Below are 22,051 nucleotides of genomic sequence, written 5' to 3'. Positions count from 1 at the left end.
CGGGAACCGGGCTTACTTGGCGCCGAGACCGGCGTCGTCGACCGCGCTCTCGCCCTCGGCCTCAAGGACCTTGTTGAGCAGCGTGAGGTCGTAGATGCCGTCGAGGTCGGGCTTCTCCAGCAGGCCCGCCGTCACCGCGTGGTTCGCCTCGGTGGTGAGGGTGGAGGCCAGCGGGTCGTTCAGGATCTGGATGGACTTCCACGCCGGGTCGAGCACCTCCGCCGGGAGCTCGGCGCCGGAGTCGACCTTGAGCTGCGCGTTCGCCGCGGCCTTCGCCTCGTCCGGGTTGGCGTTGATCCACTTGTTGGTCTCGACCGAGCCCTTCAGCACGGCCTCGACCACGGCGGGGTGCGCCTTGAGGAACTTCTGCGACACGATGATGTTCGTGATCACGAACTTCTTGTCCGGCCACAGGTCCGCCTCGTCGAGCAGCACCTTGCCGCCCGCGGCGACCAGCTTGGACGCGGTCGGCTCAGGAACCCAGGCGCCGTCGATCGAGCCGTTCTTGTAGGCGTCGGGGGTGACCTTGTTGTCCGTGCGGACCACCGACACGTCGCCCTTGCCGCTCTCCGCGTCGACCTTCCAGCCCTGCTCCGAGATCCAGTTGAGCAGCGCCACGTCCTGCGTGTTGCCGAGCTGCGGGGTGGCGATCTTCTTGCCCTCGACGTCCTTCAGGGACTTGATCTTGTCCGGGTTGACCACCAGCTTGACCCCGCCGGAGGCCGAACCGCCGATGATGCGCAGGTTCGTGCCCTTGGACTTGGTGTAGCCGTTGATGGACGGCGAGGGGCCGATCCAGCCGATGTCGATGGAGCCCGAGTTCAGCGCCTCGATCTCGGAGGGACCGGCGTTGAAGATCGCGTACTCCGCCTTGGTGGCACCGAGCTCCTTCTGGAAGAAGCCCTTCTGGTTGCCGACCAGCGCGGTCGCGTGGGTCAGGTTGCCGAAGTAGCCGATCTTCACCGAGTCGAGACCGTCGATCTTCTCGGCGCCGGCGGCGACCTTCGTGGTGCCCTCGTCCTTGGAGTCGGAGTCGGAACCGTAGCCGCAGGCGGCGAGGGTGAGCAGGGGAAGCGCGGCTATCAGGGCGAGACCGCGCTTGGCGGCTGAGCGGTTGGCAGGCACGGGAGGTGTTCCTCTCGTTGGCCCGGCGGTCACGGTTTCGGTGCGTGGCCGGGAAGGTCGACAGGTCTTCGTCGCGTCCGCGACGTCGGGTGGGGGGACGGGGCGCGCAAGCGGTGCGCGTACGTCATCGCGCACATCGCCCGACTCCGCCCTGCCCGCTGCCGAGGGCGCCGCTGCCGACGCGGCCGCCTTCCTTCGCGAACGTGGAGTAGAAGTCCCTGAGGCTCATGTCAGAAGTCCCAGCCGTCGTCGTCGGTCTCGGACTTGACCGGCTCCGGCGCGGCGAACGACTCGCCGACCATGCCCGCGGTCAGTGTCGTGCCGTCGGCCGGGTCGATCAGGATGAACGCGCCGGTGCGCCGGGAGTCGGCGTACGAGTCCAGCGGCAGCGGTTCGGCCGTACGGATCTTCACGCGGCCGATGTCGTTGGCGACGAGCTGTCCGGGGTGCGGGTGCAGGGACAGGTCGTCGAGGGTCAGCCGGGACGGGATGTCCTTGACGATCGCCTTGACCGTGCGGGTGCCGTGCTTGAGCAGCACACGGTGCCCGACGACCAGGGGCGCGTCGGCGACGTGGCAGACGGTCGCCTCGACGTCCTGGGTGGTCGGCGGCGCGTCCGTGGTCGGCACGATCAGGTCGCCGCGCGAGATGTCGACGTCGTCGTCGAGCAGCAGGGTCACCGACTGCGGGGTCCAGGCCACGTCGACCGCTGTGCCCAGCAGGTCGATCCCGGCGATCGTGGTCGTACGCCCGGAAGGCAGGACCGTGACCGGGGAGCCGACCCGGAAGGTGCCGGCCGCGATCTGACCCGCGTAGCCGCGGTAGTCGGGGTGCTCGGCGGTCTGCGGGCGGATCACGTACTGCACGGGCAACCGGGCGTGGCAGCTCGCCAGGTCGTGGCTGACCGGCACCGTCTCCAGGTGCTCAAGCACCGTCGGACCGCCGTACCAGTCCATGTTGGCGGAGGGCTCCACCACGTTGTCGCCGGCCAGCGCCGAGATGGGGATCGCGGTGATCTCGGGGACGCCCAGCTCGGAGGCGTACGCCGTGAACTCCTCGGCGATCGCCGCGAAGACGGTCTCCTCGTACGCGACCAGGTCCATCTTGTTGACGGCGAGGACGACGTGCGGGACGCGGAGCAGGGCGGCGACGGCGGCGTGCCTGCGGGTCTGCTCGATGACACCGTTGCGGGCGTCGACGAGGACGACGGCGAGGTCGGCGGTGGAGGCGCCGGTGACCATGTTGCGGGTGTACTGCACGTGGCCGGGGGTGTCGGCGAGGATGAACCGGCGGCGCGCGGTCGCGAAGTAGCGGTAGGCGACGTCGATCGTGATGCCCTGTTCCCGCTCGGCGCGCAGGCCGTCGGTGAGCAGCGCCAGGTCGGGCGTGTCCTGACCGCGGTCGGCCGAGACGCGTTCGACGGCCTCCAGTTGGTCGGTGAGGATCGACTTGGAGTCGTGCAGCAGCCGTCCTACGAGGGTGGACTTGCCGTCGTCGACGGAGCCCGCGGTCGCGAAGCGCAGCAGGGTGGTCGCCGACAACTGTTCGACCGACAGGGGCTCGGTGGGTTCGGTGGTGCTGGTCATGTCTAGAAGTACCCCTCGCGTTTGCGGTCTTCCATCGCGGCCTCGGACATTTTGTCGTCGGCGCGGGTGGCGCCGCGTTCGGTGAGGCGGGAGGCGGCGATCTCGGCGATGACGGCGTCCAGGGTGGTGGCGTGGGAGTCGACGGCGCCGGTGCAGGACATGTCGCCGACGGTGCGGTAGCGGACGAGGCGTTTCTCGACGGTTTCGTTTTCGCGGGGGCCGCCCCAGTCGCCGGCGGTGAGCCACATGTTGGCGCGTGGGAAGACTTCGCGTTCGTGGGCGAAGTAGATGTCGGGGAGTTCGATGTGTTCGCGGGCGATGTACTGCCAGACGTCGAGCTCGGTCCAGTTGGAGAGGGGGAAGACACGGACGTGTTCGCCGGGTGCGTGGCGGCCGTTGTAGAGCTGCCAGAGTTCGGGGCGCTGGCGGCGGGGGTCCCATTGGGAGAATTCGTCGCGCAGGGAGAAGACGCGTTCTTTGGCGCGGGCTTTCTCCTCGTCGCGGCGTCCGCCGCCGAAGACGGCGTCGAAGCGTTCGGTCTGGATCTTCTCCGTCAGCGGGAGGGTCTGGAGGGGGTTGCGGGTGCCGTCGGGGCGTTCGCGCAGGATGCCGCGGTCGATGTAGTCCTGGACGGAGGCGATGTGGAGGCGCAGTCCGTGCTGTTCGACGGTGCGGTCGCGGTAGGCGAGGACTTCGGGGAAGTTGTGGCCGGTGTCGACGTGCAGGAGGGTGAAGGGGATCGCGGCGGGTGCGAAGGCTTTGAGGGCGAGGTGGAGCATGACGATGGAGTCCTTGCCGCCGGAGAAGAGGATCACCGGTCGTTCGAACTCGCCCGCGACCTCGCGGAAGATGTGCACCGCCTCGGACTCCAACGCGTCCAAGTGCGACAGCGCGTACGGGCTGCCGGTCCCCTGGGAGACGTTCACGACGGTCGTCATGCGAGACCCCTCTCGGTGAGCAGCGCGTGAAGCGCGGCCGCGGACTCCTGCACGGTCTGGGTGTGCGACTCGATGCGCAGATCGGGCGACTCGGGCTCCTCGTACGGGTCGTCGACCCCCGTGAGCCCTGATATCTCGCCCGCGGCCTGCTTGGCGTACAGGCCCTTCACGTCCCGCTCGCTGCACACCTCGACGGGAGTCGCCACGTGCACCTCCAGGTACGCGGTGCCGCCCTTCTGGTGGCGCCCCCGTACGGCCTCACGGCTGTCCGCGTACGGCGCGATGACCGGTACGAGCGCCTTGACGCCGTTGCGGGCGAGCAGTTCGGCGAGGAAACCGATGCGCCGCACGTTCGTGTCGCGGTCCGCCCGGGAGAAACCGAGGCCCGCGGAGAGGAACTCGCGGATCTCGTCGCCGTCGAGCACCTCGACGCGGTGGCCCTCCTCGCGCAGCCTGCCCGCCAGTTCGAACGCGATGGTGGTCTTGCCGGCACTCGGCAGACCCGTGAGCCAGACGGTGGCTCCGGTCGTCACTTGCTTCTCCCGGGATATCTGGGGGTTCTCGGCGGTCGCGGCCGTACCGACGGACCTGGTGGCCGTGGTCGTCGCGGCGGTCTGTGCGGTCGCGGTCATCCGTGCAGCCCGCACTCGGTCTTCGAGCGGCCGGCCCAGCGGCCCGCGCGCGCGTCCTCGCCCTCAAGGACCTGCCGGGTGCAGGGCGCGCAGCCCACGGAGGCGTAACCGTCCATCAGCAGCGGGTTGGTGAGCACGCCGTGCTCGGTGACGTACGCGTCCACGTCGTCCTGCGTCCAGCGCGCGATCGGGGAGACCTTGACCTTGCGGCGCTTCGCGTCCCAGCCGACTACCGGAGTGTTCGCCCGGGTCGGGGACTCGTCGCGGCGCAGGCCCGTCGCCCACGCGCTGTACCGGGTCAGCCCCTCCTCCAGGGGCCTGACCTTGCGCAGCGCGCAGCACAGGTCGGGGTCGCGGTCGTGCAGCGCGGGACCGTACTCGGCGTCCTGCTCGGCGACCGTCTGGCGCGGGGTGAGCGTGATGACGTTGACGTCCATCACGGCCTCCACGGCGTCCCGGGTGCCGATGGTCTCCGGGAAGTGGTAGCCCGTGTCGAGGAAGACGACGTCCACGCCGGGGAGGGCGCGGGAGGCGAGGTGGGCGACCACCGCGTCCTCCATGGACGACGTCACGCAGAACTTCCCGCCGAAGGTGCCGACCGCCCACCGGAGGATCTCCAGGGCGGACGCGTCCTCAAGGTCGCGTCCCGCCCGCTCGGCGAGGTTCTTCAAGTCCTCGTCCGTGCGCTCTTCCTGAATCGCCGTCATGTCCCTGCCCCTCCATCGTCGTTCCGCTGAAGACCCCGGGAAAGCAACCCGAGGAACTTCAGCTGAAAGGCCCGATTGCACGCCGCGCATTCCCACGCGCCGTGGCCCTGCTCGCTCGGACGAAGGTCTTCGTCACCGCAGTAGGGGCAGTAGAAGGGGGCGGCCCGCTCGCTCATGTCAGCGACTCCTCGCTCGCGCGGGTGGCCCAGGCGGCGAAACGCTCGCCGTCCTCGCGCTCCTCCTGGAAACGCCTCAGGACGCGCTCGACGTAGTCGGGCAGCTCGTCCGAAGTGACCTTCAGGCCACGGACCTTGCGGCCGAAACCGGCCTCGAGACCGAGCGCGCCGCCCAGGTGCACCTGGAAGCCCTCGACCTGGTTGCCCTCGCCGTCCAGGACCAACTGGCCCTTGAGACCGATGTCCGCGACCTGGATACGGGCGCAGGCGTTCGGGCAGCCGTTGATGTTGATGGTGATCGGCTCTTCGAACTCGGGGATACGGCGCTCGAGTTCGTCGATCAGGGAGACACCGCGCGCCTTGGTCTCGACGATCGCGAGCTTGCAGTACTCGATGCCGGTGCAGGCCATCGTGCCGCGCCGGAAGGTGGAGGGCCTGACTGTCAGGTCGAGTGCCTCAAGGCCCTCCACCAGCGAGTCGATCCGCTCCTGCTCCACGTCGAGCACGATCATCTTCTGTTCGACAGTGGTCCGCAGCCGGCCCGAGCCGTGCGCGGCGGCCAGTTCGGCGATCTTCGTGAGGGTGGCGCCGTCCACCCGGCCCACGCGCGGTGCGAAACCGACGTAGAAGCGGCCGTCCTTCTGCCGGTGCACACCGACGTGGTCGCGCCAGCGGGCGACCGGCTGGTCGGGCGCGGGGCCGTCGACGAGCTTCCGCTTGAGGTAGTCGTCCTCCAGGATCTGGCGGAACTTCTCGACACCCCAGTCGGCGACCAGGAACTTCAGACGGGCGCGGGTGCGCAGCCGCCGGTAGCCGTAGTCGCGGAAGATCGAGATGACGCCCTCGTAGACGTCCGGGACCTCGTCCAGCGGGACCCAGGCGCCCAGGCGCTGGCCGATCTTCGGGTTGGTGGAGAGGCCGCCGCCGACCCAGACGTCGAATCCGGGGCCGTGCTCGGGGTGGTTCACGCCGACGAAGGCGACGTCGTTGATCTCGTGCGCCACGTCGAGCAGCGGCGAGCCGGAGATCGCGGACTTGAACTTGCGGGGCAGGTTCGAGAAGTCCTTGTTGCCGATGATCCGGCGGTGGATCACGTCGATCGCGGGCGTGCCGTCGATGATCTCGTCCTCGGCGATCCCGGCGACGGGCGAGCCGAGGATGACGCGGGGGGTGTCACCGCAGGCCTCGGTGGTGGAGAGTCCGACGGCTTCGAGTCGCTCCCAGATCTCCGGGACGTCCTCGATGCGGATCCAGTGGTACTGCACGTTCTGCCGGTCCGTGAGGTCGGCGGTGCCGCGCGCGAATTCCTGGGAGATCTCGCCGATGACCCGGAGCTGCTCGGTGGTCAGCCGCCCGCCGTCGATACGCACACGCAGCATGAAGTACTTGTCGTCCAGCTCCTCCGGCTCCAGGATCGCGGTCTTGCCGCCGTCGATCCCGGGCTTGCGCTGGGTGTAGAGGCCCCACCAGCGCATCCGGCCGCGCAGGTCGTTGGGGTCGATCGAGTCGAAGCCGCGCTTGGAGTAGATCGTCTCAATGCGTGTCCGCACATTGAGACCGTCGTCGTCCTTCTTGAACTGTTCGTTGCCGTTGAGCGGGGTGAAGTGACCCACGGCCCACTGACCCTCACCGCGGTGACGGCTCACCTTGCGGCGGGGCGCGGCGTCGGGATTCTGCGGGGTGGCGGCCATGGTGAATACGTCCTTCGGGACTGCGGGACAGGAAGGAGAGCGGCCCGGACCTGCTTGTAGGGCGCATACGTGAGTACGCGCGCCGCTTTGCGCAGGGGGAGGCAGACGGGGAAAACCGGCTGTGCCGGGGCTGTCAGCCCGCCGGACAGATGGCGCTGGACATGCGGCCGAGGTCGACGTGCCGCCGACTCACCAAGGCAATCCCAGTTCCAGACATGACGGAAGCGTGTCACGGGGGTCTCGGGACAGTCCACCGTCATCCATCATGTGGACACCCTGGTCCCGGATCGTGAGATGCAGGTGCTGTCGGTCACACGGCCGGGCCCGCACTCCGGTGCTGCCCGTCGACAGCCCGTGGCGCCGCTGGTCAAAGGCGCTCAGACGGTTCGGGCTCCCGGCCAGGGACCGGGTGCGGCCACCTCGGGCTCCTCCGCCACCTTGGTGTCGAAGAGCCTGAATCCGCGCCGCAGGTAGTTGTCCATCGCATGCTCCCCGTCCTTGCTGCAGGTATGCAGCCAGACCCGCTTCGTCTCGGCCCGCCCCGGCAGCCGGCCCGCCAGGTCCCAGGCCCGGGCGACACCGTAGGAGAGGAGGTGCCCGCCGATCCGGCGCCCCCGGAAGGCGGGGATCAGCCCGAAGTAGGCGATCTCCACGACACCGTCGTCCTGGGGGTCGAGCTCGATGTACCCGGCGGGCGTACCCCGGTCGTATGCGACCCAGGTCTCCACGCCCGGCTTCTCCAGGACCTCGCGCCACCGCTCGTACGACCAGGCGAGCCGGTCGGTCCAGAGAATGTCGCCGCCCACGGACGCGTACAGGAACCGGCTGAACTCCGGCGAGGGGACCTCGGCGCGGACGATCCGGACGTCACCGGCGGGCGGGCTCGCGGGGAGCAGATCGGCCGGGGATGTCTGCTCCAGGGACCAGGTGGTCACAGTGAGGGTGCTCATGCGGGCCAGGGAATCACGCGGCACTGCCGCGTCCCAAAACGGCCCCGCCCCGCCCTGAGCTGCGCGGTCCGTGGTCCTGAGCCGCGCGGGTCCGCCGGAGCGGGCCCCTCCTGTCCGCCGGACCGGGCCGCCCGTGTCCGCCGGGCCGCCCGCCGGGAGTGCGGGCTAGTCGAGCGAACTGTCGACCGCGGACAGCGGAACGGCGTACAGCGTCCGCCCCGAGGCGCCATCGTCGGCGGCCGTCCCGGTCAGCGTCCAGAGCTCGCCGGTCTCCTGCCAGTACGACAGGGACGCGGTACGCAGGCCCCAGCAGGCGTGCGACTGGTCCGCGGTGCAGGTGGCGACGTCGGCGCCGTTGTCCGTCTGCCGCCAGAGAGTGCCGTGCTTGCCGTCGCTCGCCGGTGACTGGGCGACGTACCAGTCGGTCTCGCCGCTGCCGGACGGTGTGTGCGAGAGGACCCCGGACACCTCGGACGCCTTGGTCACGTAGACCTCGTCCGCGGCGACCCGGCCCCGGAAACCCGCGGCGAGCAGGCCCGTACGGTCGGTCGCGGTGCTGTACGGGTAACGCCAGACGCGGGCGCGGTCCGAACTGCCGGGGGTGGCCGACTCGGTGGCCACCAGGCTGTCGGGTGCCGAGGTGCGGTCCAGGGAGAGGGATCCGAAACAGGGAACCGACCGGTCGTCGCCCGTGGTACAGGTGCCGCCGGTCAGGTCGTACGAGCCGATGGCGGGCAGCACGTACCGGTAGCCGTCCGCGGAGTATCCGCCGCCGACCTTGCCGATCGCGGCGCTGTTCACGTCGGTTTCGAGGATGCGGCGCAGGTCGAACGCGAGCAGGGCCGTGCCGTTGCGGGCCGTGACGATCAGCTTGTCCTGGTACCAGACCATGCCGCCCAGTCCGGAGCGGACCGCCTCGAAGTCCTTCCCGCCGTCCTCGGGGACGACGAGCAGGGCGTGGCGGTACCTGAGGGAGTGCGGGTCCGTCGCGTCGATGAACGCGACCCGGGCCAGGCCCTCGTCGCGCGTCGGGCCGCCCGTCCGGTGGTCGTCGGCGGCCTGCGGGGTCTCGTGCGTCCAGCCGGCCAGGATCACCCGGCGGTCGCCCCAGGTGCCGTCCGCGTAGGCGTCCCCGGAGGTCGTGACGGACCTCGGCAGCCACTGCGTGGCCGTCGCGTCGGCGCCGTCCCAGCAGTAGGCGCGGGTGGCGGCGGGCTCCACGGGCAGCGCGGCGCGCTCGGAACCGGCGCAGCCGTCCTCGGTGCGCATCGAGTGGTCGGCACTGTCCAGGACGGCGGCGACGCCGACGTTCCCGCCCATACGGCGGGTGAGCGTGTCCAGCGTGCCCGGCGCGACCAGCTTCTCCTGGAGGCCGAACCGCGCGGTCTGCGAGGAGGAGCTGAGCCGGGTCAGCGCGCCCGGACTGCCGCTGCTCGTGGCCTGGGAGGTGCTGATCAGGGTGGCTGCCGCGGTGAGCGCGAGGGCGGTCCCGGCCAGCGTGGCGCGCAGCGCCTGACCCCTCCTACGACGACGATGCCTGCCGCGTTGCTTCATGCGTCCTCCCGAGTCAGGCCAACTACCTCTCGCACTCGGTGCGTTGACGAAGAGGCGGGTGGGGTGGCCTGTCAAGGGATGCTACGGCAGAGACCCGCGGGTCCGGTCAAATACCCCGGAAGACACTGACGAAATACGTCCAGGGTGGAGAATGCGGCCGCGATCGGCCGCCATTCGCCCCGGATGGACGCGCGCGGGTGATCCCGTCCCGCGTCCACGTCACCCTGTCGAGCCGTCGCGTGACGCCCTGTTGTCACCCCGCGGGCTCGCCCCGTGTGCTCACCCGGCGCGCTCACCCGGACGGTGACCCCACGCAACAGGCGTCCACCGGATGCCGCGCTCAACCCGCCCCTTCCGTAACCCACTTGTGAACGCACCCGCGCCGTCCACCCGTTCACAGGGCGACACGCTCCCCTCACCCGCGGCCTCCACCTTCACCTCCACCTCCACCGAACCGCGCCCCCAGCACCGCGGGCGCCGTCGACCGGGGCAACAGCCCGGCCGGGTCGTCCGGGAGGACGACCTCGACGTCGACCTCCTCGCGGAAGCGGTAGGGACGGTGGTCGAAGAGCCCCGTGAGGCGGCGGCGGAGCCGGGACAGTTCGGCGCGGACGGTGACCGTGCGGGTCGGGTCGCCGAAGAGGTCGAGGGCGAGCTGGGCGGCGCTGCGCCCCTGTCGGTGCACGGCCAGCACGTACAGCAGTTCCGCGTGCCGCGGGCTCAGGTCCTGGGACCAACTGCCCGCGGGGCCCGTGACGGTGGCGCACGGCCGTCGCAGGCCGCTGAGGTCGAGGACCACCCGGCTCGCGGGCCCCGGGGGGTCGCCCTCGGTGACCCGGAGCAGCCAGCCGCCGGGCAGTGGTTCCGCGACGCAGCTCCCGAGGGACGGCAGCCAGCAGTGGCCCGCGCCGAAGGAGTTGGGCAGCGGGACCCGGTCGACGGGCGGCATCCCCGTGACGGCCGCGAGCCAGCCGTGCGGGTCCACGACCAGTGCCCTGCCGTCCAGCCGGCACAGGATGGGCGCGGCCACCGCGCGCAGCCGCTCGACCGACGCCAGGTGGCGGGCGCGCAGTTCGCTTTCGGCAAGCCGGCACACCGAGTCGACCAGCGAGAGGATGGCCGGATGGAACGTGCTCCGCGGTCCGCTCACGTCGACGATGCCCAGCAGCCGCCCGTCCCGCGGGTCGTGCACCGGCGCCGCGGCGCAGGTCCAGTTGTGCAGCGTGCGCAGGAAGTGCTCGGCCGAGTGCACCTGTACGGCGGCTCTGGCGGACAGCGCCGTGCCGATCGCGTTGGTGCCCGCGGTGTCCTCGTCCCAGGCGGCGCCCTCGGCCAGACAGATGGAGTCGGCGCGGCGCAGCACACCCGCGTTGCCCTCGCGCCACAGCACCCGGCCCTCCGGATCCGTGACCACCATGATCTGGAGGGAGGCGTCGGTGACCGAGCCGACGCCGCCGCTGAGGACCGGCATCACGTCGGCGAGGGCGGTCGAGTGCCGACGGTGCTCGATCTCGTCCGTGCGCAACAGGACACTGTCCGTGCCCTGCTCCGGATTCATGCCGAATCGTTTCACCCGTTGCCAGGACTGGCCGATAACAGGGCGAGGTGCGATCGCGGAATGTTCACCTCTGACCGTCGCGGCCCAGGTCTCCTGGAGACGCCGGGCGGTCTCGGACGCGTTGAGCGGAGCGAAACGGGCGGGGTTGAACGCTGCCGGGCCGAACGATGTGGTCTTCACTGGGCGCTCCCGAAACCAGTACCGCGTACACGCTGTGACGTCACCGTCACCCCTTATCGTGCCCGCTCTCGACAACGGGCGCGGAGGGTTCGCACAAGGTGCCAAAGGAATGCAACGGTCTGCAACTCTCGCCAACGGTCACAAGTTCCCCTGAAAATGACAGCGGCGCCGCCCGTGCGGCGCCCCTGCTCCTTGAACGGGGCCTGAGAACGAGGGTGGTGCCGTGTCGGCGCGGCACCACCCCCGTATCAGCGGGCCGGAAGAACCGGCCGCCGCGAAGACGTTCAGGACACCGGCCGCGCCCGCTCCACCACCGTGGCCAGATCCAGACTGTGCGGCAAGGTGCCGAAGGCCGAGCCCCAGTCGCCGCCCAGCCGTGAGGCGCAGAACGCGTCGGCGACCTCCGGCGGCGCGTACCGGACCAGCAGCGATCCCTGGAGCACCAGCGCGATCCGCTCGACGAGACGGCGGGCGCGGCCCTCGACGCCCTCCAGATCGGCGAGTTCGGTCAGCAGGTTCTTGATCGCCCCGTCCAGCCGGTGGTCGGCGCCGCGTGCCTGGCCCACCTCGCGCAGATACGCGTCGAGCGCGCCCGGCTCCCGCTGGAGCGCGCGCAGTACGTCCAGCGCCTGGACGTTGCCCGCGCCCTCCCACACCGAGTTGAGCGGCGACTCGCGCAACAGCCTCGGCATGCCGGACTCCTCGACGTACCCGTTGCCCCCCAGACACTCCAGTGCCTCGACCGCCACCGGCGTACACCGTTTGGTCACCCAGTACTTGGCGGCGGGCACCGCGAGCCGCAGAAACGCCCGCTCCCGTTCGCTCCCGTCGTCGTAGGCGGCCGCCAGCCGCAGCGCGAGCGCCGTCGCGGCCTCGGACTCCAGGGCCATATCGGCCAGCACGTTCCGCATCAGCGGCTTGTCGACGAGTTTGCCGCCGAACGCCTCGCGGTGGGCGGCGTGGTGCACGGCCTGTGCGACGGCCTGCCGCATCAGGGCGGCCGAACCGAGCACACAGTCAAGGCGGGTGGCCGCGACCATCTCGATGATGGTGCGCACCCCGCGCCCCTCGTCCCCGACCCGGCGCGCCCAGGTCCCGTCGAACTCGACCTCGCTCGACGCGTTCGACCTGTTGCCGAGCTTGTCCTTGAGCCGCTGGATACGGAAGACGTTGCGCGTGCCGTCCGCCAGCACCCGCGGCACCAGGAAGCACGTCAGCCCCTGGGGCGCCTGCGCCAGCACCAGGAAACCGTCCGACATCGGCGCCGAACAGAACCACTTGTGGCCCGTCAGCTCGTACGTCCCGTCCTCGGCGAGCGGCCGTGCCTCCGTCGTGTTGGCGCGTACATCGCTGCCGCCCTGCTTCTCGGTCATGCCCATGCCGAAGAGCGCGCCGGGCTTCCGCGCGGCCGGGACCAGCTCCTGGTCGTAGATGGTGGAGGTCAGCCGCGGCTCCCACTCGGCGGCCAGCGCCGGGTCGGTGCGCAGCGCGGGCACCGCCGCGTGGGTCATCGACAGCGGGCACCCGTTGCCCGCCTCGACCTGCGTCCAGATCACGAAACCTGCGGCGCGTCGCACATGCCCGCCGGGCCGCGACCACGCCGACGTCAGCCCGGCCGACACGCCCTTGCCGAGGAGCCGGTGCCAGGACGGATGGAACTCGACCTCGTCGATCCGGTGGCCGTAACGGTCGTGAGTGCGCAGCTTGGGCGGGTTCTCGTTGGCCTGGACGCCCCACTCCTGTACCTGGGCCGATCCCGAGGTGAGCCCGAGCGCCGAGAGGTCCCCGCGCGCCTCGTCGAGGAGCGCCGGATCGAGATGTCGCTCGACCGCCTCCACAAGAGCTCGGTCGGCGGCGAATACGTCATATCCGACCAGCGGCGGAGGCTGGTTGGTCACGGTGTGGGTGGTGGCTGCCATACAGCTACGGTAAGGATGTGCACCAGGCAAAAGAAACACCTGAACGGCCTCCCACGGGTCGTCTTCACCGCGCCAGAGCGCTCTACCGGAACGTGTCGAAGCGCAGGACCGCCTGGCTGCTGCTCAAGGACACGGTCAACTCGTGCATGGAGTACCGGATCCTGGGTCTGGCGGCGGAGGCGGCGTTCTTCACCCTGCTCTCCGTGCCACCACTGCTGCTGAGCATGATCGGCCTGCTCGGCTACGTGGACGACTGGACCGGCGCGGACACCATCGCCAGCCTGGAGAACAACATCCTGGAGGCGGCCCGCACAGTCCTCTCCGACAAGGGTGTGCACGACATCGCCGAGCCGATCCTGCACGACGTGATGAAGGGCGGCCGCCCCGACGTCATCTCGCTCGGTTTCCTCTTCGCCCTGTGGTCGGGCTCGCGCGCGGTGAACGTCTTCATCGACACGATCACCGTGATGTACGGCCTCGACGGCACCCGCGGGATCGTGAAGACCCGCATCATGTCGTTCCTGCTCTTCATCGTGGCCCTGCTGATCGGCTCGATCGCGCTGCCGCTGATGGTGGCGGGCCCGGACGCGGTCGTGAACATCGTGCCGTGGTCCGAGACGCTCGTGCAGATCCTGTACTGGCCTGTCGTCATCGTCCTGGGAGTCGTCTTCCTGACGACGCTGTACCACGTGTCAGTGCCGGTGCGCTCCCCGTGGGTGGAGGACGTGCCGGGCGCCCTGGTGGCCCTCGCCATGTGGGTCCTCGGCAGCCTCCTGCTCCGCATCTACCTGACCAACACGGTCGAGGGCCCCACCATCTACGGCTCGCTCGCCGCGCCCGTCGCCGTCCTGCTGTGGATCGGCGTGTCCGCGTTCGCGGTCCTGGTCGGCGCCGCCGTCAACGCCGCCATCGACCGGGTCTGGCCGGCCGCCGCCACGGCCGCGGCCCGAGCCAACAACGAACGCCTGCGCCAGGCCCAGGTCGCCGAGTACGTCGCCCGCGTCGCCGCGTCCCGCTCCTACGACGGCGAGTCCGAGGACTCCGACGACCCGGACATGCCCTCCGAGTTCCCGGAGCGCTGGTCCCGCTTCCTCCCCCCGGAGGACGTGACGTCCCGGCTCCGGACCCATGTGAAGAGCACGCATCACCAGCAGCACAAGAACGGGGACGCGCCGCCGCCGGGGGAGTGACACCGCGGCGGGAACGCTCAGGCCTTCCAGACCCCGGCGGCCGCGGCCTCCCTGACGAAGTCCGTGAACTCCCGCGGCGCGCGCCCCAGGACCTGCTGGACACCGTCCGTGAGGTGCGCGTTGCGGCCGTCGAGGAGCCCCTCGAAGACCTCGACGAGGAGTTCGACCTCCTGGGGCGGCACCCCGAACCCGGCCAGGATGTCGCCGTACCGGCGCGCCGACACCGGGGTGTACGTCAGCTCGGCGCCCGTCGCCGCCGAGATCTCCGCGACCGCCTCCCGGAACGTCAGCAGCCGCGCCCCGGTGAGCGTGAGGTCCTGCCCGACGTACCGGTCTCCCGAGGTCAGCGCGGCCACCACCACGTCCGCGATGTCCCGTACGTCGACGAAGGGCTCCCGCACCTCACCGGCCGGGAACACCAGCTCCCCGTGGACCAGCCCCTCCACCAGCGGACCCTCACTGAAGTTCTGCGCGAACCACGCCGCCCGTACGACCGTCCAGTCCGCCCCCGACGTCCTGAGCGCCTCCTCGGTCGGCCGGGCCCGCTCCTCGCCCCGCGCCGACAGCAGCACGAGCCGCCGTACGCCCAGCGCGACGGCCTCCCGCGCGAGGGCGCCGACCGCCTCGGTGGCCGCCGGGGAGCCGACGTCCGTGGGATACGCGAGATAGGCCGCGTCGGCGCCGCGCAGAGCGTCCGCCCACGTCGAGCGGTCCGCCCAGTCGAAGCGGGTGCCCTGCGAGCGGGACGCCGCCCGCACCGTGAGTCCGGCCGCCCGCGCGGCCTCCGCGACCCGGCTGCCCGTACGCCCGGTGGCCCCGGTGACCAGTACCGTCATGTCCTTCGTACCTGCCGTGTTCTCCGTCATGACGCCAGTGAACTTCCGTGCGCGGCGAGGAACCATCGCTGAACCGCTCATTCCCATATGTGCGCGTCTAGGCTTGCTCCATGGATGCTCTCGCAGGCCTGCTGGAGGGCCCACGCGCCCGTGGCGCCTTCATGATCCGTGCGTGCTTCGACCCGCCCTGGAGCATCCGCATCGAGGACCGCGCCCCTCTGACGATCATGCTGCTGGTGCGCGGTGACGCGTGGATCACGGGGGACGACGGAGAGCGGACGCGGCTGGGCGCCGGCGACGTCGCGATCGCGCGTGGCCCGGACCCGTACACCGTCGCCGACACTCCCGGGACGGTCCCGCAGGCGGTGATCCTGCCGGGCGGCGAGTGCAGTTACCCCGACGGCCGCCCTCTCAGGGGTCACTGGGACCTCGGCGTGCGCAGCTGGGGCGACCGGCTCGACGGGGCCGCGGTGATGCTGATCGGGACGTACATGATGCAGGGGGAGATCAGCGGCAGGCTGCTCGACGCCCTGCCGCCGGTGCTCACGCTGCCCGCGGACGTGTGGGACTGCGCGCTCACCGACATCCTCGCCGAGGAGATCGTCCGCGACGAGCCCGGCCAGGAGGTCGTCCTCGACCGCCTGCTCGACCTGCTGGTCATCGCCGCGCTGCGGGCCTGGTTCTCGCGCCCCGAGGCCGAGGCCCCCGCCTGGTACGTGGCACTCGCCGACCCCGTGGTGGGCCGGGTGCTGCGGCTGGTGCAGGACGACCCGGCCCACCCCTGGACGGTCGCGAGCCTCGCCGCCAAGGCCGGTGTCTCGCGCGCCGCGCTCGCCCGCCGCTTCAGCGACCTCGTCGGCGAACCCCCGATGACCTACCTGACCGGCTGGCGGCTCGCCCTCGCCGCCGACCGGCTGCGCGACACCGAGGAGACCATCGGCGCGATAGCCCGCCAGGTCGGCTACGGCAGCGCCTTCGCCCTCTCCAGCGCCTTCAAGCGGGTGTACGGCGTCAGCCCGCAGGAGCACCGGACACGAGCGGCGTAGCCTGTCGTACATGTCCGCCGAGCGCCTTCCGACAGCCTCCGGATACGCCGAGAGGCCGTCCCGGCTGACCGGCGCGGTGGTGTGGACGAACACCCCGGCCGCGTCCGGAGCGCGGCCCGTGCTGCCCGACGGGTGCATGGACCTGCTGTGGACCGAGGGGCGGCTGCTGGTCGCGGGTCCCGACACCCGTGCGTACGACCCCGGCGGCGCCTCCGGCCGCTGGGCGGGCGTCCGCTTCTTCCCCGGGACCGCGCCCGCGTTCCTCGGCGTACCGGCCCACGAACTTCTCGACCGGCGTGTGGAGCTGGCCGATCTGTGGGCCGCCCCGGAGGTACGGCGTCTCACCGCGCGCGTCGACTCCGCCGCCGACCCGGCCGACGCGCTCGAAGAGGTGGCGCTGGGCCGGGCGGCGGAGTCGGAGCCCGTCGACCCGCTGCTGCGGGAGGTCGTCGCGGCGCTGGACGCGGGCCGCCCGGTGTCCGCCGTGGCCGACGAACTCGGCCTCGGCGCCCGCCAGTTGCACCGCCGCTCACTGGCCGCGTTCGGGTACGGCCCCAAGACACTCGCCCGCGTACTGCGGCTCCAGCGGGCGCTGGCCCTCGCGCGGAGCGGCGTGCCCTTCGTGGACACCGCCGCTCGGGCGGGGTACGCGGATCAGCCCCATCTGGCCCGGGACGTAAGGGAGTTGGCGGGCGCGCCGCTGGGTGAGCTGCTGGCCCGCGGTTAGTGCGAGCCGCTACTCGGCCTGCGGCAGCCGGGCGAACAGGTCGACGCCGTTGCCGTCCGGGTCCAGGACGACCGCGTACCGCATGCCCCAGACGGCGTCCCACGGCTTCAGTTCGCCGTGGTGTCCGGCGCCGACGAGCTCCTCGTACACGGAGTCGACCTCGGCCGGACTGTCGCAGAGGAAGGCGAGGGAGACCCGCCCGCCGTCGGACGAGGGGCGGTACCCGGCGTGGAAGGAACGGATCACCTCGTCGGTGTCGAGGGCGAGCCGCAGTCCGCCGGGGAGTTCGGTCTCGACGTGCGGCTGGTCCTCGGAGCCGTCCGGGAAGGTGAGGCCGAGGCGGCGGTAGAAGGCCAGGGAGGCGGCCATGTCGGAGACGGCGATGCCGATCAGATCGAAACGTGGAGTCATACGGCCACCGTAGGCGGGGCGCGTGCGGCGGGTCTTGAACGAATCGGACGTGCCCGAGCACCTGGATCTGTGCGTGGCCTGGGAAACGCCTGTGCGAGTGCGGCAGGATGATCCCATGATCCGAACTGTGCGTGCGCTGCTTTTGGCGCTGCTGCTCCCCGTGCTGCTCGCCGGCTGCGGCACGGAGAAGGCGGGCACCGGGACGACCGACCCCGGTCCCGCCGGTCCCGACCGGACCGAACTCGACGCCCGCGTCCGGGCGTCGCAGATCGCGCCCGAGCTGGTGTACGTCACCGAGGCGGCGGGCTTCACCGTGGCCCAGCAGTCGGTGGGGGTGTACGGGGGCGACGGTTTCTCCGCCGCGTACTGGTCCCAGGAGACCGGCGGTCAGATCCAGCTCTACTCGGACCGGGGCACGATGACGGCGCAGAGCTGCGCGGAGCCGTCCCCCGGCGCGCACGCCGACTGCGAGCGGGACGGGCCCCGCTGGTACCGCACCGGGAGCGGGCAGCACGAGTACCTGCTGCCCGAGAAGGGGGACGTCGTCGTCCGGCTGGTCGCGGACTCGGCCACGGTCGACCGCGCCGTCCTCCTCGACGCCGCGAAGGCGGTCCATCGCCCGGGGAACGTCGAACTGGCCGCCCTCTTCCCGACTCCCGCTCCGGCCGCCACCGCACCGGTCGAGCGCGGCGACCTTCCGCCGGTGGGGGACGGGGCGCCCGACAACGGGGTGGGGACGAGCGGTTGAGGGCAGCCCGGACGGCTGTCGTAGGCTCGGCTTCATGACCACCCGCGTACTCGTCCACACCCGGACCACCGCCTACCGCCACGAGTCCATCCCGGACGCCGTCGCCGCCGTACGGGCCCTGGGCGAGGCGCACGGCTTCGGCGTCGACGCCACCGAGGACCCGGGCGCGTTCGAGGCGCCCCTCGACCCGTACGCGGCCGTCGTCTTCCTCTCCACCAGCGGGGACGTGCTGACGCCGAAGGGCCGCACCCGGCTCGCGGCGTACGTCGATGGCGGCGGCGGGTTCGTCGGCGTGCACGCCGCGGCCTGCACCGAGTACGACTGGCCGTACTACGGCGAAATGCTCGGAGCGTGGTTCGACCGGCATCCCCGACTCCAGCCGGGCAAGGCCGTGGTGGAGGACCGTACCCACCCGGCCACCCGACACCTGCCGCCCGTCTGGGAGTTCACCGACGAGTGGTACGACTTCCGGGTCAACCCGCGCGGTGCGGTGCGCGTTCTCGCCTCCGCCGACGAGTCGTCGTACGAAGGCGGGGGCATGGGCGCGGACCATCCGCTGGTGTGGTGCCGTGAGCAGGGTGCCGGGCGGGTCTTCTACACCGCGCTCGGCCACGCGTCCGAGGCCTACGAGGACCCGGACTTCCGGGCGCACCTGCTGGGCGGCATCACCTGGGCGGCCGGGGTCTGACCGGCACCGGGCCCGTGCTGGACCGTTCCACCAGGAGGGTCGACAACTCCGTACGCCTTCCCTCGGGTTGGTCGCCCGCCATCATCCGCACCAGCAGGCGCAGCGCCGTCGCAGCCATCTCGGACAGCGGCTGGCGCACGGTGGTGAGCGCCGGGCTCAGCCAGCGGGCCTCGGGAAGGTCGTCGAAGCCGACCACGCTGAAGTCGTCGGGGACGGTCAACCTCCGCTCGGCCAGGGCCCGGTAGACGCCGAGCGCCATCGCGTCGGAGCAGACGAAGACGGCGGTCGGCGGGTCGGGGAGGTCGAGGAGTTCGAGCGTGCGGAGGTGCGCGTCGGCCTCGCCGAAACCGCCGTGGCGCACGTACTCGGGGTGGACAGGGACTCCCGCCGAGGCGAGGGCCGAGCGGTAGCCGGCGATCCGGTCGCCGACGCACATCCTGCGGCGCCGGCCGCCGATGACGGCGATGCGCCGATGGCCGAGCGCGAGCAGGTGCTCCGTGGCGAGCAGCCCGCCCTGCCAGTTGGCCGCGCCCACCGACACGACGCCCGCGGGCGGTTCGTGCACCGGGTCGATCATCACGTACGGGATGCGGTGCCGGCTGAGCGAGGCGTACTGCGAGGGGGTCAGCCCGGCCAGGTTGACCAGCACGCCCGACGAGCCGCGCTGGGTGAGCTTGTCCAGCCAGCCCCGGTCGGGACGGCCGCCCCGGGAGCGGGAGAGGCCGGCGGAGACCACCACCTCAAGGCCCGCGTCGTGCGCCGCCTGCTCGACGCCGTGCAGCACCGGCCCCGACCAGGAGCTGTCCAGCGAGTGCACCACGAGATCGACCAGGCCCGGGGCCTTCGACGCCTCGCCGCGGGGTCTACGGACGTAGCCGAGGCGGTCGAGGGCCTCGGTGACGCGCTGGCGGGTCTCGGGGGCCACGTCCTCGCGGCCGTTGACCACCTTCGACGCCGTCGGCACGGACACCCCGGCCTCACGTGCGACGACCGACAGAGTCGGCCCGCCCGCGCCTCCCGTACGGACCATGGAGCCCACCCCTCCGGCCCGCCCGAGGGCTCGCCGATACGGCCGCGAGGGCCATCGAAAGATTCGCGCACGGCTGCCCACGCGACGGAGTCCCCGACCGCGTAGCAAGCGCTTCCTAAGGTAGGTCGGGCTCAACTCGGCGTGAAGAAGCGGGGGTTCATGGAATCAGCCGAACCGGAGCGCGGACCGGGACGCGGTTCGGGGCCGCACTCGGCGCCGCACTCGGGACGGTTCGGCGCCGCTGGCGGACATGTGGCGGCTCGAAAGGGAACCCTTTCGGACCCGCGACCGGGCGCGACGGGGCGCGACGGGACCGAAAGGGACCGGGGAAGGAAACCGGGGAAGGAGACCGGACGCGGAGTCGATGGCGGACGGCGAATTCTTCGTCCGAAATGCACGCGATGGGGGCGCCGGGGGTGATGTGATTCCCGGACCTGAGCGGTTCAGGTTCAGGTTCAGGTTCAGGCACCGGAGAGGAGCTGGTGGTCGGATGACTGTGGACGCGGTGGATCCCGTGGTCGGCACCCCGTACGGAGCGGTGCGCGGCAGGTTCGAGAACGGCATCGCCGTCTTCCGCGGCATCCCGTACGCCGCACCGCCGTTCGGCCCCCGCCGCTTCCGGCCCCCGGAGCCGCCCGAGCCCTGGGACGGCGTACGCGACGCGGGTGCCTTCGGCGCGACCCCGCCGCAGCCGCCGTACTCCGAGGCGTTCGCCAAGCTCCTCGCCGACCCCGTCGTGCCCGGCGACGACTGTCTCAACCTGAACGTGTGGACACCCGAGCCGGGCACCGGCGCCCGCCTTCCCGTCATGGTGTGGATCCACGGCGGGGCGCTGACCCGGGGCTCCTCGGCCGTGCCCGTCTACGACGGAAGCCGCTTCGCCCGCGACGGCGTCGTCCTGGTGTCCCTCAACTACCGTCTGGGCGTGGAGGGTTACGGCCTCTTCCCGGACGTGCCCGCCAACGCCGGGCTGCGTGACCAGCTCGCCGCGCTGGAGTGGGTGCGCGAGTCGATCGCGGAGTTCGGCGGCGACCCCGACCGGGTGACCGTCTTCGGGGAGTCGGCCGGGGCCATCAGCGTCGGGGCGCTGCTGGCCGGTCCGCGCGCCGAGGGTCTCTTCCACCGGGCCGTCCTGCAGAGCGGGCCGCCCGAGGCGAGCGACCGGGACAAGGTGCGCCGGATGGTGCGCAGGATGGCCACCCGGCTGAGGATCCCGGCGACGGCGCGGGCGTTCGCCGCCGTCGACCGCGATCTGCTGCTGCGCACCCAGGCCGAGGTGGGCAGGCGCAGCAGCCCGGTGCTCGGCGGGCCCGCCTTCGGCATCGTCGTCGACGGCGACATCGTGCCGCGCGACCCGCTGGAGGCCCTCGTCGAGGGCGGCGCCGCGCCCGGCGTGAGCCTGCTCATGGGCTGGACCAGTGAGGAGCACCGGCTGTGGCTGGTGCCCGGCGGTCTTCTGGAGCGTATCGACCGGCTCGGCCCGGTCGCCCTGGCCGGTGCCATGGCCCGTTGTCACTGCGGCCACGAGGTGCCCCGCGGCTACCGGGCGGTCCACCCGGAGGCGGGCACGGCCGACCTGGTCGGCCAACTGGTCGCCGACCACCTGCTCAGGGTCCCGCTGCACCGCCTCGCCGACGCCCGATCCCCCTCGTACGTATACGAGTTCACCTGGCCCTCGAACGTTCCGGGGCTCGGCGCCTGCCACGCCCTGGAGCTCGGGTTCGTCTTCGACACCGTCGACATGCCGGAGTCGGCGCGGCTCGCGGGCGAGGGAGCGCCGCAGGAGCTGGCCGACTGGATGCACGCGGCGTGGGTGCGGTTCGCGGTCGAGGGCGACCCGGGCTGGGCCGCCTGGGACGCCTCGCACCCGGTGCGGATCTTCGGCTCCGGGGAGCCGCACACCGTCCACGGGCCGCGCGACCGCGAACTCGCCCTGTGGACCGCCGACTCAAGACGCCCGCCGTCCACGGAGCCCACCCCGGCGGCCCTCCCCGCCGCCGGTTCCCGCAATCGAGCCACGGCCCTACAGTCGGCCGTACGCCGCTTCCGGGGGCCGGGGGGAGCGGCGCGGCCGTGACTTCGGTGCGGGCCTTGACCCGGGACGGGTGGGTGGGCGGGGTTGCCGCGGTTGGTTGGTGTCGGGCATAGCCTGCTGCCGTTCCCTTGGCTGGGTGGCGTCAGTTGGAGGTGGTTGCCGCGTCCCCTCGGTCGGCAACTGCGGCTGGGCAGGCGTGGTCGCTGCGGTCGACGGCCAGGTGGGACTGGGTGGGCTGTGTCTCCTCGGCAGGCAGACGGACGGGCGCTCCTGCCGCGGTCGGCTGGCGTCAGTTGGAGGTGACTGCCGCGTCCCCTCGGCCGG

21 protein-coding genes are annotated in these 22,051 nt (G+C 71.6%); 6 read left to right on the top strand and 15 right to left on the bottom strand.

From position 1 onward, the window contains the following. Positions 1–12 precede the first annotated feature (12 nt). The 12 genes from ACIP79_RS21780 to ACIP79_RS21725 form a co-directional block, all read right to left on the bottom strand. Positions 13–1,125, bottom strand: a complete 1,113-nt coding sequence (locus ACIP79_RS21780) for an aliphatic sulfonate ABC transporter substrate-binding protein (RefSeq protein ID WP_401225727.1) — start codon at positions 1,123–1,125, stop codon at positions 13–15. A gap of 230 nt (positions 1,126–1,355) precedes the next feature. Next, complete coding sequence (locus ACIP79_RS21775) at positions 1,356–2,711, bottom strand: sulfate adenylyltransferase subunit 1 (protein WP_401225725.1); 1,356 nt, start codon at positions 2,709–2,711, stop codon at positions 1,356–1,358. 2 nt (positions 2,712–2,713) lie between these two features. After that, entirely contained in the window at positions 2,714–3,649 is a 936-nt protein-coding gene (gene cysD / locus ACIP79_RS21770) for a sulfate adenylyltransferase subunit CysD (protein WP_401225722.1), read from the bottom strand. Then, on the bottom strand, positions 3,646–4,182 hold the full coding sequence (cysC, locus tag ACIP79_RS21765; RefSeq protein ID WP_401226257.1) for an adenylyl-sulfate kinase: 537 nt from the start codon (positions 4,180–4,182) through the stop codon (positions 3,646–3,648). Before cysC ends, cysD begins: the two co-directional genes overlap by 4 nt. A gap of 95 nt (positions 4,183–4,277) precedes the next feature. Beyond that, positions 4,278–4,988, bottom strand: a complete 711-nt coding sequence (locus tag ACIP79_RS21760; RefSeq protein ID WP_401225719.1) for a phosphoadenylyl-sulfate reductase — start codon at positions 4,986–4,988, stop codon at positions 4,278–4,280. After that, positions 4,985–5,164 carry a hypothetical protein gene (locus ACIP79_RS21755; protein WP_383683959.1) on the bottom strand — a complete coding sequence of 60 codons (180 nt, stop codon included), beginning with the start codon at positions 5,162–5,164 and terminating at the stop codon, positions 4,985–4,987. The genes ACIP79_RS21760 and ACIP79_RS21755 overlap by 4 nt, the downstream gene beginning before the upstream one ends. Further along, the gene (locus ACIP79_RS21750) at positions 5,161–6,855 is read right to left on the bottom strand and encodes a nitrite/sulfite reductase (RefSeq protein ID WP_401225717.1); all 1,695 of its coding nucleotides are present in this window, start codon (positions 6,853–6,855) and stop codon (positions 5,161–5,163) included. The genes ACIP79_RS21755 and ACIP79_RS21750 overlap by 4 nt, the downstream gene beginning before the upstream one ends. 133 nt (positions 6,856–6,988) lie before the next feature. Beyond that, positions 6,989–7,072: a putative leader peptide gene (locus tag ACIP79_RS21745; protein WP_309500612.1), complete on the bottom strand. Its 84-nt coding sequence runs from the start codon at positions 7,070–7,072 to the stop codon at positions 6,989–6,991. A 160-nt stretch (positions 7,073–7,232) separates the two neighbouring features. Then, positions 7,233–7,805 carry a GNAT family N-acetyltransferase gene (locus ACIP79_RS21740; protein ID WP_401225715.1) on the bottom strand — a complete coding sequence of 191 codons (573 nt, stop codon included), beginning with the start codon at positions 7,803–7,805 and terminating at the stop codon, positions 7,233–7,235. A 165-nt stretch (positions 7,806–7,970) separates the two neighbouring features. Further along, on the bottom strand, positions 7,971–9,359 hold the full coding sequence (locus ACIP79_RS21735; protein ID WP_401225713.1) for a hypothetical protein: 1,389 nt from the start codon (positions 9,357–9,359) through the stop codon (positions 7,971–7,973). 415 nt (positions 9,360–9,774) lie between these two features. Beyond that, positions 9,775–11,097 (bottom strand): GAF domain-containing protein, encoded by a 1,323-nt coding sequence (locus ACIP79_RS21730; protein ID WP_401225711.1) that lies wholly within the window; start codon positions 11,095–11,097, stop codon positions 9,775–9,777. A gap of 284 nt (positions 11,098–11,381) precedes the next feature. Next, on the bottom strand, positions 11,382–13,016 hold the full coding sequence (locus ACIP79_RS21725) for an acyl-CoA dehydrogenase family protein (RefSeq protein WP_401225709.1): 1,635 nt from the start codon (positions 13,014–13,016) through the stop codon (positions 11,382–11,384). Between the two features lie 17 nt (positions 13,017–13,033). Between ACIP79_RS21725 and ACIP79_RS21720 the strand changes: the two genes are divergently transcribed. Further along, positions 13,034–14,206, top strand: coding sequence for a YihY/virulence factor BrkB family protein (locus tag ACIP79_RS21720; protein ID WP_383683968.1), 1,173 nt, complete (start codon positions 13,034–13,036; stop codon positions 14,204–14,206). Between the two features lie 17 nt (positions 14,207–14,223). Here ACIP79_RS21720 and ACIP79_RS21715 read toward each other — a convergent pair whose 3' ends face one another. Next, positions 14,224–15,072 (bottom strand): NAD(P)H-binding protein, encoded by an 849-nt coding sequence (locus ACIP79_RS21715; protein ID WP_401225706.1) that lies wholly within the window; start codon positions 15,070–15,072, stop codon positions 14,224–14,226. An 80-nt stretch (positions 15,073–15,152) separates the two neighbouring features. Here ACIP79_RS21715 and ACIP79_RS21710 point away from each other — a divergent pair, with 80 nt between their 5' ends. Together ACIP79_RS21710 and ACIP79_RS21705 are read left to right on the top strand one after the other, a co-directional pair. Next, positions 15,153–16,088, top strand: coding sequence for an AraC family transcriptional regulator (locus tag ACIP79_RS21710; protein WP_401225704.1), 936 nt, complete (start codon positions 15,153–15,155; stop codon positions 16,086–16,088). Positions 16,089–16,098: 10 nt separating this feature from the next. Beyond that, a complete protein-coding gene (locus ACIP79_RS21705; RefSeq protein ID WP_401225701.1) occupies positions 16,099–16,815 on the top strand; it encodes a helix-turn-helix domain-containing protein in 717 nt (238 codons plus the stop codon). Between the two features lie 9 nt (positions 16,816–16,824). Here ACIP79_RS21705 and ACIP79_RS21700 read toward each other — a convergent pair whose 3' ends face one another. Next, on the bottom strand, positions 16,825–17,226 hold the full coding sequence (locus tag ACIP79_RS21700) for a VOC family protein (RefSeq protein WP_401225698.1): 402 nt from the start codon (positions 17,224–17,226) through the stop codon (positions 16,825–16,827). 115 nt (positions 17,227–17,341) lie between these two features. Between ACIP79_RS21700 and ACIP79_RS21695 the strand changes: the two genes are divergently transcribed. Beyond that, positions 17,342–17,974 carry a hypothetical protein gene (locus ACIP79_RS21695; protein ID WP_401225696.1) on the top strand — a complete coding sequence of 211 codons (633 nt, stop codon included), beginning with the start codon at positions 17,342–17,344 and terminating at the stop codon, positions 17,972–17,974. 34 nt (positions 17,975–18,008) lie between these two features. Beyond that, positions 18,009–18,662, top strand: a complete 654-nt coding sequence (locus ACIP79_RS21690) for a ThuA domain-containing protein (RefSeq protein ID WP_401225694.1) — start codon at positions 18,009–18,011, stop codon at positions 18,660–18,662. On the opposite strand, the gene ACIP79_RS21685 is transcribed toward ACIP79_RS21690, so the two are convergent. After that, positions 18,640–19,692 carry a LacI family DNA-binding transcriptional regulator gene (locus ACIP79_RS21685; protein ID WP_401225692.1) on the bottom strand — a complete coding sequence of 351 codons (1,053 nt, stop codon included), beginning with the start codon at positions 19,690–19,692 and terminating at the stop codon, positions 18,640–18,642. The genes ACIP79_RS21690 and ACIP79_RS21685 overlap by 23 nt on opposite strands. Positions 19,693–20,182: 490 nt before the next feature. Here ACIP79_RS21685 and ACIP79_RS21680 point away from each other — a divergent pair, with 490 nt between their 5' ends. Continuing rightward, positions 20,183–21,769 (top strand): carboxylesterase/lipase family protein, encoded by a 1,587-nt coding sequence (locus ACIP79_RS21680; RefSeq protein WP_401225690.1) that lies wholly within the window; start codon positions 20,183–20,185, stop codon positions 21,767–21,769. Positions 21,770–22,051 lie beyond the last annotated feature (282 nt).

The organism is Streptomyces sp. NPDC088747 (assembly GCF_044751025.1).
Taxonomy (GTDB): domain Bacteria; phylum Actinomycetota; class Actinomycetes; order Streptomycetales; family Streptomycetaceae; genus Streptomyces.
This window is presented reverse-complemented; position numbering and strand designations above follow the sequence as displayed.

Coding starts and splice junctions, on each gene's coding strand:
- ACIP79_RS21775 (WP_401225725.1), bottom strand. CDS start 2,711: ATGACCAGCACCACCGAACCCACCGAGCCCCTGTCGGTCGAACAGTTG.
- cysD (WP_401225722.1), bottom strand. CDS start 3,649: ATGACGACCGTCGTGAACGTCTCCCAGGGGACCGGCAGCCCGTACGCG.
- ACIP79_RS21760 (WP_401225719.1), bottom strand. CDS start 4,988: ATGACGGCGATTCAGGAAGAGCGCACGGACGAGGACTTGAAGAACCTC.
- ACIP79_RS21755 (WP_383683959.1), bottom strand. CDS start 5,164: ATGAGCGAGCGGGCCGCCCCCTTCTACTGCCCCTACTGCGGTGACGAA.
- ACIP79_RS21750 (WP_401225717.1), bottom strand. CDS start 6,855: ATGGCCGCCACCCCGCAGAATCCCGACGCCGCGCCCCGCCGCAAGGTG.
- ACIP79_RS21745 (WP_309500612.1), bottom strand. CDS start 7,072: ATGTCTGGAACTGGGATTGCCTTGGTGAGTCGGCGGCACGTCGACCTC.
- ACIP79_RS21740 (WP_401225715.1), bottom strand. CDS start 7,805: ATGAGCACCCTCACTGTGACCACCTGGTCCCTGGAGCAGACATCCCCG.
- ACIP79_RS21735 (WP_401225713.1), bottom strand. CDS start 9,359: ATGAAGCAACGCGGCAGGCATCGTCGTCGTAGGAGGGGTCAGGCGCTG.
- ACIP79_RS21725 (WP_401225709.1), bottom strand. CDS start 13,016: ATGGCAGCCACCACCCACACCGTGACCAACCAGCCTCCGCCGCTGGTC.
- ACIP79_RS21715 (WP_401225706.1), bottom strand. CDS start 15,072: ATGACGGAGAACACGGCAGGTACGAAGGACATGACGGTACTGGTCACC.
- ACIP79_RS21710 (WP_401225704.1), top strand. CDS start 15,153: ATGGATGCTCTCGCAGGCCTGCTGGAGGGCCCACGCGCCCGTGGCGCC.
- ACIP79_RS21705 (WP_401225701.1), top strand. CDS start 16,099: ATGTCCGCCGAGCGCCTTCCGACAGCCTCCGGATACGCCGAGAGGCCG.
- ACIP79_RS21700 (WP_401225698.1), bottom strand. CDS start 17,226: ATGACTCCACGTTTCGATCTGATCGGCATCGCCGTCTCCGACATGGCC.
- ACIP79_RS21695 (WP_401225696.1), top strand. CDS start 17,342: ATGATCCGAACTGTGCGTGCGCTGCTTTTGGCGCTGCTGCTCCCCGTG.
- ACIP79_RS21690 (WP_401225694.1), top strand. CDS start 18,009: ATGACCACCCGCGTACTCGTCCACACCCGGACCACCGCCTACCGCCAC.
- ACIP79_RS21685 (WP_401225692.1), bottom strand. CDS start 19,692: ATGGTCCGTACGGGAGGCGCGGGCGGGCCGACTCTGTCGGTCGTCGCA.
- ACIP79_RS21680 (WP_401225690.1), top strand. CDS start 20,183: ATGACTGTGGACGCGGTGGATCCCGTGGTCGGCACCCCGTACGGAGCG.